Origin of the sequence: Gelidibacter japonicus, from assembly GCF_010725055.1 — a bacterium.
GTDB classification, from domain to species: Bacteria; Bacteroidota; Bacteroidia; order Flavobacteriales; family Flavobacteriaceae; genus Gelidibacter; species Gelidibacter japonicus.
The window spans coordinates 1-8,837 of sequence record NZ_BJKB01000036.1; the positions used below are offsets into that span (position 1 = coordinate 1).

At 37.2% G+C, this 8,837-nt stretch carries 10 protein-coding genes; all 10 read left to right on the forward strand.

The window, feature by feature from the left end:
• Positions 1-101 precede the first annotated feature (101 nt).
• The 10 genes from G6N06_RS19290 (at position 102) to G6N06_RS19335 (ending at position 8,556) form a co-directional block, all read left to right on the forward strand.
• Entirely contained in the window at positions 102-434 is a 333-nt protein-coding gene (locus tag G6N06_RS19290; RefSeq protein ID WP_163518338.1) for a DUF1444 domain-containing protein, read from the forward strand.
• Between the two features lie 171 nt (positions 435-605).
• Complete coding sequence (locus G6N06_RS19295; RefSeq protein WP_163518339.1) at positions 606-1,007, forward strand: DUF3549 family protein; 402 nt, start codon at positions 606-608, stop codon at positions 1,005-1,007.
• A 191-nt stretch (positions 1,008-1,198) separates the two neighbouring features.
• On the forward strand, positions 1,199-2,038 hold the full coding sequence (locus tag G6N06_RS19300; protein ID WP_163518340.1) for a LytR/AlgR family response regulator transcription factor: 840 nt from the start codon (positions 1,199-1,201) through the stop codon (positions 2,036-2,038).
• 86 nt (positions 2,039-2,124) lie between these two features.
• Positions 2,125-2,766 (forward strand): dioxygenase family protein, encoded by a 642-nt coding sequence (locus tag G6N06_RS19305; protein ID WP_163518341.1) that lies wholly within the window; start codon positions 2,125-2,127, stop codon positions 2,764-2,766.
• Positions 2,759-3,388 carry a YceI family protein gene (locus tag G6N06_RS19310; RefSeq protein ID WP_163518342.1) on the forward strand — a complete coding sequence of 210 codons (630 nt, stop codon included), beginning with the start codon at positions 2,759-2,761 and terminating at the stop codon, positions 3,386-3,388. Before G6N06_RS19305 ends, G6N06_RS19310 begins: the two co-directional genes overlap by 8 nt.
• Positions 3,389-4,081: 693 nt before the next feature.
• The gene (gene ltrA, locus G6N06_RS19315) at positions 4,082-5,344 is read left to right on the forward strand and encodes a group II intron reverse transcriptase/maturase (RefSeq protein WP_163518343.1); all 1,263 of its coding nucleotides are present in this window, start codon (positions 4,082-4,084) and stop codon (positions 5,342-5,344) included.
• Positions 5,345-5,563: 219 nt separating this feature from the next.
• Positions 5,564-6,055, forward strand: a complete 492-nt coding sequence (locus G6N06_RS19320; protein WP_163518344.1) for a sigma-70 family RNA polymerase sigma factor — start codon at positions 5,564-5,566, stop codon at positions 6,053-6,055.
• A gap of 2 nt (positions 6,056-6,057) precedes the next feature.
• Positions 6,058-6,660, forward strand: a complete 603-nt coding sequence (locus tag G6N06_RS19325; protein ID WP_163518345.1) for a hypothetical protein — start codon at positions 6,058-6,060, stop codon at positions 6,658-6,660.
• 130 nt (positions 6,661-6,790) lie between these two features.
• Complete coding sequence (locus G6N06_RS19330; RefSeq protein ID WP_163518346.1) at positions 6,791-8,185, forward strand: alpha/beta hydrolase family protein; 1,395 nt, start codon at positions 6,791-6,793, stop codon at positions 8,183-8,185.
• A gap of 8 nt (positions 8,186-8,193) precedes the next feature.
• Positions 8,194-8,556, forward strand: coding sequence for a cupin domain-containing protein (locus G6N06_RS19335; protein ID WP_163518347.1), 363 nt, complete (start codon positions 8,194-8,196; stop codon positions 8,554-8,556).
• The last annotated feature ends 281 nt before the right edge of the window (positions 8,557-8,837 follow it).

Sequence of the window (8,837 nt, forward strand, 5' to 3'; positions counted from 1 at the left end):
AGAATCCATGCGTAAAAAACTAAAAAATAATCACTAAATTTAACCACAGATGAATCGATTTTGAGCACTTACTTTGCTATGCTCACTTTCATCCGCTGCGAGTGGCTCACTTTATCCGTCCTATCCACCTAAACAATGTATTACCAAAAATTGAGAAAATTGGAGAGAATGGAAATTTCGGACTGATTGCAGGTGGAGATTATGAAGTTAGTTTAATGTTAATGACTGACATTTGGACTAAAGAGAACTTTGATGTGAACGGAGAAATTGTAATCGCAATTCCGAATCGTGATTTAGTTTTCATCACAGGCTCAAATGACAAAGAAGCAATTGAAAAACTAAAAGGGACTGTCAAAGAAAGTTTTGAAACTGGAAATCATTCTATTTCGACCAATTTTTATAAGTGGAATGGAAAAAAGTTTGAAAAAATATAAAATTACAGTGGCTAACAATGGCTATAATTCATTGTGGTTTTGTGCCACACCAAAATAAAAGTATAAATCAAACGGCTGGATTTCGGCGGAATAATCCTGCGGATGATTCCACAACGAAATCATAGCCGATACCGTTGTAGCAAATATTGAAAAACCAAAATAAAGAAAAATATGGGAGCATTAGAATATGAATATTTAATTAGAAGAGCGCATCATTGTGGAAGATACGGAGTTGAAGGAGCAAATGCGGACGAATACCGAGCTTTGGAAAGAAGTAGCGGACTTTACTCAACTGCGCTGAATGAAATAGAAAACAATTTACCGAGAACGTGGAACGCTGACATCAAAGATTTAGCTTTTAATTACGGTAAAAATGCTGGAGAAATTTCAACATTTATCAGAATTGCAATTGAAAAAGTCCAATCCGATTTAGAAAATCAACTGACAGAAGAACAACAAAACGAATTGGAGAACTGTAAAGCGGATTTGAACGAACCAACAATTGACCAAATAGACAATGTTATTGAAAGAGCTCAAGCAATAATGTTAGAACACGGACTATATCCTGGATAAAAAAATACTTGCTACAACACCGGCTATAGTTCATTGCTTCTGACTTTCCTCTCGGAAAGTCCTCGCAAATTTGCTATCTTCGGTTTACGGCGGAAAATCCTCGCGGATTTTCACGCAACGAAACCATAGCCAAACCCGTTATAGCCAATGCTAAGAAACCCCTAGAAGATGAAATTAACAAAAAACAAATAATGGTAAACACAATTGTAAACAACAAAACCAAGCCGAATTTTACTGAGAACATTGGAAAAGTGCTTTTTGTGCTATCAGGGATATTTTTATTCATTGCAGCCTTGAATGTCTTTCAGGATTTCTTGGAATCAAGGAGAAGTGGTTTTGATTTCAACTTTAACGAGTCGATACTCTTTAAAACCGTTTGGTTTGTGTTCATACCGATATTAGTCATTTTGTACCAAAAACTGAAAAATGAGAGGTTAGACAGTTATACCAAAACAACAATATTTATTGTTTTTGCCATCGCAATTCATCTTCTCATCTTGCCCTTTGTTGCCGTGGTTTTTTCTGTACTTTTCTACGAAGGCAGGTATGACCTGTACAAATTCTTTTCATATACATTGGCACACGACTTGTATAAATTGGTTATCGTCTATACAAGCTTTGTGTTGGGATACAAGTATTTTTCAAACCGTACACAAAGAATAGACATTAAGGAAATTAAACCTAAATTGAATACCATAGTTATCAATAATGGAAAAGAAAATGTAATTGTCAATGTTGAAGATATCGTACAAATCACTTCCGCCACACCTTATATATCCATCCATCTCGAAAGCAAGAGGTATCTTCATTCCGAAACCCTGAAATCCATCTGCAAACAATTGGACAGCAATGTCTTTGTTCGGGTACATAAATCTACCGTGGTCAATATTTTAAAAACCAACTCATTCAAATCCCGCCTCAATGGCGACTACGATTTGCTATTGAAAAGTGGGGAATTGGTAAGGCTAAGCAGAACTTATGCAACCGATTTCAAAAATCACTTCAACGCAAGTCAGCGGGTCAACGTATAAACTCATCAGCTTAGACCATTCAATTTTTTCGTCTCTTTTTCTGTCCATAGTTTTGTCGAAACACTAAATTTAAAATACGTCAAGCTATGGATATTAAATTCAGAACATTTCGGTTATGCTTTTTATTGGTTTTGTGGATGTGTACATCTTGCAATGCCCAAACAAAAAATACAACTACCAAACTTGTTGGTGGCGGATGCGAGGGTTGCGAAGCAATATATGAGTATGTGGATAAAAAATTAATCCCAATTGACACACTACCCGAATTTCAAAACAACGAAGCCAAATTGAAAATTACGGGTACAGTTTTTAAAAAGGACGGCAAAACGCCAGCAGAAAATGTCATTATCTACATCTACCATACCAACAGACAAGGCATTTATGAAACCAAAGGCAATGAAACAGGTTGGGCAAAAAGACACGGGTTTATCCGAGGATGGGTCAAAACAGGGAAAGACGGAAAATATACGTTTTACACATTTAGACCTGCGGCATATCCAGACGGTAGTGAACCCGAACACATTCATATCACAGTAAAAGAACCTTACAAAAATGAATACTATCTTGATGACTATCTCTTTGACGATGACCCAATACTCACCCAAAGCACAAGAGATAAATTAAATAACCGAGGTGGTTCCGGAATTATGAAACCAATCGAGGAAAACGGAATGCTCACTATCGAGCGGAACATCATTTTAGGCAAAAACATTCCGAACTATGAATAGGTTGTATTATTTCCTTCTTCCCTTGTTGGCACTCTCTTGTATCGGCAAGCATAAATCGGATGCCCCAAAAGTAATAATAAACCCAACTGTTGAACATAGCGTTGAAATAGAAGCCGATACGCTAATAATGAACCTTGAAAAATCAAAAATAGAATGGGTGGCAACCGAAATGGGGGGAACAAAAAGACGAACAGGAATCATATCATTTAAAAACGGTTTATTCCTTGGAAAAGAGGGCGAAATAGTCGGTGGAAATTTTACGGTCGATATGGAAACAATGGACGTTACAGATGTTCCAACTCACGAGAAAGTTGCTCGAAAAAATCTTCTTGACCATTTGAAAGGTAATGATTTTTTTAATGTGTCCCACTACCCCATATCAACACTTGAATTGACAAAAGTTCAAAAAACCAAAAACGACAGTCTTAAAATCACAGGAAACCTAACAATACGTGAAGTAACCAAGAATATAGATTTTTTTGCCTATCATAAAAATGGCGCTTTTAGAACAACTTTCACGTTTAACCGACTTGATTGGAACATTGCCTACGAGGGAAGTTGGGCTGATAAAACCCTTGTGGACAAAGACGTGGAATTGACAATCGAAATTACGACAGAATAAACACCAATCCCGAGAAAAGCAAAGGCTATAACAGCGGCTATAATCCATTGCGGAGCAAGTACCTACTTGGAAAATATTAGGATAAGGTAAAGTTTGGTTTGTATTTGCTAACTTTAGAGCCAAAACCCCGCAACGGCTCATAGTGTGCCAAGAATCAACCACGGCAATAAAAGGTTGAATGCTGTAAATAAGATGATGGTAGGTCCATCAGAGTCGTTGTATAGGCGATGGCTCTAAACCACCTAAAGGTGCTGCAATTAACAGTTGTGGTGCTGAGCGTTTAGGAGAATCTAGTCCAAAGAGATTAGCAGGTACGAATAAAGGAGTTGAACGAAAGTGAACCATCGGAGAGGTGTCGAGAAGTTGCTACCCCCAGTCAAAAGCTACGAAGTATGATACGGAGTGAAAAGTAATGTTAGCAATAACATTAATTACAGAGGAAACCTATTTATTTTCTGTAAGGCTGGCGTCATTCAGATGGCAAGAACTTTATTCAGGCTTATTTACGGAACTTGGGAAACTGCATACAAATGCCAAGGGAAATGCACAATAAGAACAACTTAGAGGCAGAATACCGAAGTTGTATGCAGAGACAGATTAACCCGTAGTAGTGATGAAGTTTCTGTAATAGAAATGGAGCAAAGGGGTTAAGTTGTACAGTTGCATTTTACAAATCAACTTACAAAAGTGAGGATGAATTTATGGAATGAAACAAAATCAATACCGATAAGCCGCCAAATGGTTTGGGAGGCTTATCAAAAAGTGCGATCCAACAAAGGAAGTGCTGGAATAGATGCGATAGATATGCAAGAATTTGATGCCGATCGCAAAAGACACCTTTACAAACTTTGGAATCGTATGGCATCAGGGAGTTATTTTCCACCACCTGTCAAAGAAGTAGGAATACCTAAGAAAGATGGTTCAATCCGTAAACTAGGGATACCTACCATTAGCGACAGAGTTGGTCAAATGGTGGTCAAAATGTTTGTTGAACCAAGATTAGAGGCAGTATTCAGTCCAAATTCTTTCGGCTATCGACCAAAGAGAAATGCCCATCAGGCATTATCAAAGGTAAGAGAAAACTGTTGGAAACAAAACTGGGTCATTGACTTGGACATCAAAGGTTTCTTCGACAATATTGACCATAACAAACTGATGCTTGCCGTAGAGAAACACGTGCCCGAAAATTGGGTGAGACTCTATATCAAACGATGGCTGGAAGCACCCGTTATTACAATATCTGGAAAACAAATCCAAAAGCAAGGAAAAGGAACGCCACAGGGCGGAGTGATCAGCCCATTACTGGCAAACCTATTTCTACATTATGCTTTTGACAAATGGTTTGAACGGATAGATAAAAATGTAGTCTTCACACGTTATGCCGATGACGTGATACTACACTGTGATACAAAAGCCCACGCAGAAAAAGTACTTAATCTAGTGCATCAAAGAATGGCTTCGGTAGGATTGGAATTACATCCACAAAAGACCAAAATTGTCTATTGCCGAGACTACAGAAGAAAAGAAAAATACCCAACAATCAAATTTGATTTCCTGGGATATTCTTTTCAGCCCAGGACTGCCTTCTCTAAGAAAAAGGGGAAGCTGTTTTTAGGGTATGATTGTGCCATAAGTATAGGTTCAAGAAAACGAATCGCTGACAAGCTGGAAGAACTCGGCGTTAACAAACTTACTTTTAAAAGCATCGTAGGAGTAGCCCAATATCTTAATCCAATGATTAGGGGATGGGTGCGGTACTATGGTAAATTTAAGATGTATGAACTTACAAAAGTATTTCGGTTACTCAGTAAAAGATTGGTTAGGTGGGCAAGGAAAAGGTATAAGCGATATAAAACCAGTATTAAGAAAGGATACCAATGGTTATCAGAAGTTAGGAAACAATATCCAACACTGTTTTATCATTGGAACTTCAATCAAATAAATTGTATTGCTTAGATTTGTACAACAAGAGCCGTGTGAGGGGAGACTTTCAAGCACGGTTCTGTGAGAGGCTTAGGGTGAAACTCCCTTTGCCTACTCGATGCCGCAACCCGTTGCCAGCAATTACAGAAAACCCTATCACCGACCAGAACACCATCATCAAGAAAAATAAATTCTACCGTCCTGTGATTTTTTCGGAACTTCATACACTAATAAGTTGAAGTTTGATTTTCGATGGATAAAAAAGACCGATTTACAAAAGTTATTAAAAAGAACGAAGGGCTGATTTTTAAAGTAGCCACTATGTATACAAACAGTCCTCAAGACAAGGAAGACCTGTTTCAGGAAATCGTTTTTCAACTTTGGAAATCATTTGACACATTCAATGAGCAGTCAAAATTAAGTACCTGGATGTACAGAGTGGCTATGAACACAGCTATCTACAATTTGAAGAATAGCAAAAAGCAATTAAACACTATTCCTATTCACCTAGAGACAGAACGGTTTTCAGAAGTGTTGGACAAGTCGGAGGAGGAAAGGATAAAGCTTCTTTACGAAAGCATCCAAAAACTAAACTTACTTGAAAGAGGTATCATACTACTTTACTTGGAAGGAAAAAGCCATCAGGAAATCGCTAAAATCATTGGTATTACTACCAGTAACGTAGGAACTAAAATTTCGCGAATAAAAGAGAAACTGAAATCACAAATCATTATACAAAAGTAATTATGGAACTGGAAGAAATGAAAAATACCTGGCAAGCAATGAGTAAAAGATTGGAAAAACAAGAAATTTTAACAAGTCAACTTATAGAAAATATGACTCAAAAAAAATATAAAAGCAAATTCAGCAAATTGCTGACTTATGAAATAATTGGCACTGTAGTATGTTATACCTCTGCAATATTCTTAATGATTAATTTCGAAAAGTTAGACACTTGGTATTTGATGGCATTTGGCCTAATTACCTTAATATCATTACTGGTGCTTCCGGTGATTACATTAAGAAAACTACATACAATGAAAAGATTAAACATCGCCAACAGTAGCCACACAGATGTATTAATTGAGTTTCATAAAGCAAAAAAAGCATTATTGGTTAATCAAAAAATAACGCTCTATATAAGCATCTTATTAGCCGTTATTATTTTGCCTGTTACTTCAAAAATCTTTAATGATAAAAATCTTTTTGAAGCGGAATACATCAATAATCTATGGTTCTACCTCCCTATACTGTTGGCCTTCCTGTTCGTTCTCTCCAGATGGGTATTCAAAGGTTATAAAAGTGCTACAAATTCAGCAGAAAAGGTTTTAAATGAAATAGACACCTGACCTTTGAAACATACTTCAACGGAAAAACTGCTTTCCGATATTTAAAAATAACATTCTAAAGACATATACACTTTTTATAACGGCAGAAAATATCTGTAACAGGATAGCTATGCCCCAAAACAATTGAATTATGAAAAAAATTACTACAATCTTAATCATTCTATTAATCGCTTCTTCCGGTTACTCACAGGATTTGGCGGGAAACTGGAATGGAAATCTGGAAGTCCAATCAGGAAGAAAACTACTATTTGTTTTCCAAATCACAAAAACAGCTGACAAGCTTGAATCGGAAATTGCCATTCCAAGTCAAGGGGTAAAAGGTATAAAAGCTGCAAGCACTACTTATGAAGACGGCCATCTTCTAATTGATGCTTCAAATGTAGGTTTTAAATATAGCGGAAAATGGAATGCCTCTACAGGGACAATTGAAGGTACTTTCCAAGAGGGGGTTAATGCTGTTCCACTGGTTCTCACAAAAGAGGCAGTTGAGGTAATAAAACTGAACAGGCCACAAGAACCCACAAAACCATACCCTTATTACGAAGAAGAGGTTACATTTCATAATGAAAAAGACAATATCACACTGGTAGGAACACTCACCCTTCCAAAACGAACAGGCAGAAAGCCGCCAGTGGTAGTATTAATTTCTGGCAGTGGCCCACAAGACAGGAACCAGTCCTTTGCCAGTCACAAAACCTTCTTAGTGCTTTCGGATTATCTTACCAGAAACGGAATTGCTGTCTTGAGATACGATGACAGAGGGTTTGGTGAATCAACAGGTAATTTTGCGGAAGGCACCACAGTTGATTTTGCCACAGATGTATTGAGTGCCATCGAATATTTGAAAAAAAGACAAGACATTGACATCAATAAAATTGGTTTGATAGGCCATAGTGAAGGAGCCATAATTGCTCCAATGGTAGCCAACCAATCTAAAGATTTAGCGTTCATTGTATTACTGGCAGGCACTGGAACAAAGGGGAAAGAAGTATCTTTGACTCAGGCTATTGATTATCGCAATTTCCCTGTACCGGACGAGAAGGAATATGAAGCTTATGTGAAAAAAGCTATCGATATTGCATCCTCTGCAATGGAAATAGACATTGTAAAGAGTGAGTTAACAGCATTTTATAAAAATTCAGAATTACTCGCATCACTCCTGCCACCAAATGTGGAGAAAGATGAATTTATTGAAAACCTTGTATCTACCAGAACCACTCCTTGGGTCAGATATTTCTACAATTATAACCCTGCCACCGAAATCAGAAAAATAAGTGTCCCAGCATTGGTATTATATGGTAGCAATGATACCCAAGTTCCACCAAAATATCATTTACAGCCAGTAAAAGATGCATTAGCTTTGAGTAAATCTAAGAAATACGAAGTAGTTTTATTGGAAGGCTTAAATCACCTATTTCAAGAAAGCAAAACAGGCCTTATTTCTGAATATTCTCAAATTGAACAAACCTTTGCCCCACAAGCTTTAGAAAAAATTAGTACTTGGATTCTAACACAAACCAAATAATCAGTGCTATGAAAATTAACTTGAAAGAAAAATTTACTAAAATAAACAATCATTGGCATCCATATATCATAGGTGAGCTAAATGAAAACTTCGTTAAATTAGCAAAGCTTAAAGGCGAATTGGTTTGGCACAGTCATCAGGAAGAAGATGAAATGTTTGTTGTACTTAGTGGCACATTGATGATGGACTTTAGAGATGGAAAAACAATTTCTACAGAATCAGGAGAAATATTAATAGTACCAAAAGGTGTAGAACACAGACCTTGGACAAATGGAGAGGTAGTAATGGTAATGCTTATCGAACCCAAAACCACACGGCATACAGGAGAAATTAAAGTACCACAAACTGTGGGAAAATTGGAATGGATTTAAAGGGCGGAGTAAAAGTAACAGCTGGCAACATTGCATAAAAGCAATAGCGAGTGAAGTGCCAACCGAAAACTTACTGCAATGTTGTATCTTGGTAGCGGTTTGAAAGTGTATTGCTTTTATGCCGCTACTGCTTTTATACTTAAACGTTGTGTGCAATCCTCCCTATTCCGAAGCATTGACTTCTCCCGCTAACGTTAGCGAAAAAATCCTGAAAATTCCGTAAACTTGTATAGCTCTATGCAAGGCCGATTTTCAAACTGTTGCATAAAAGCACGGGCGCA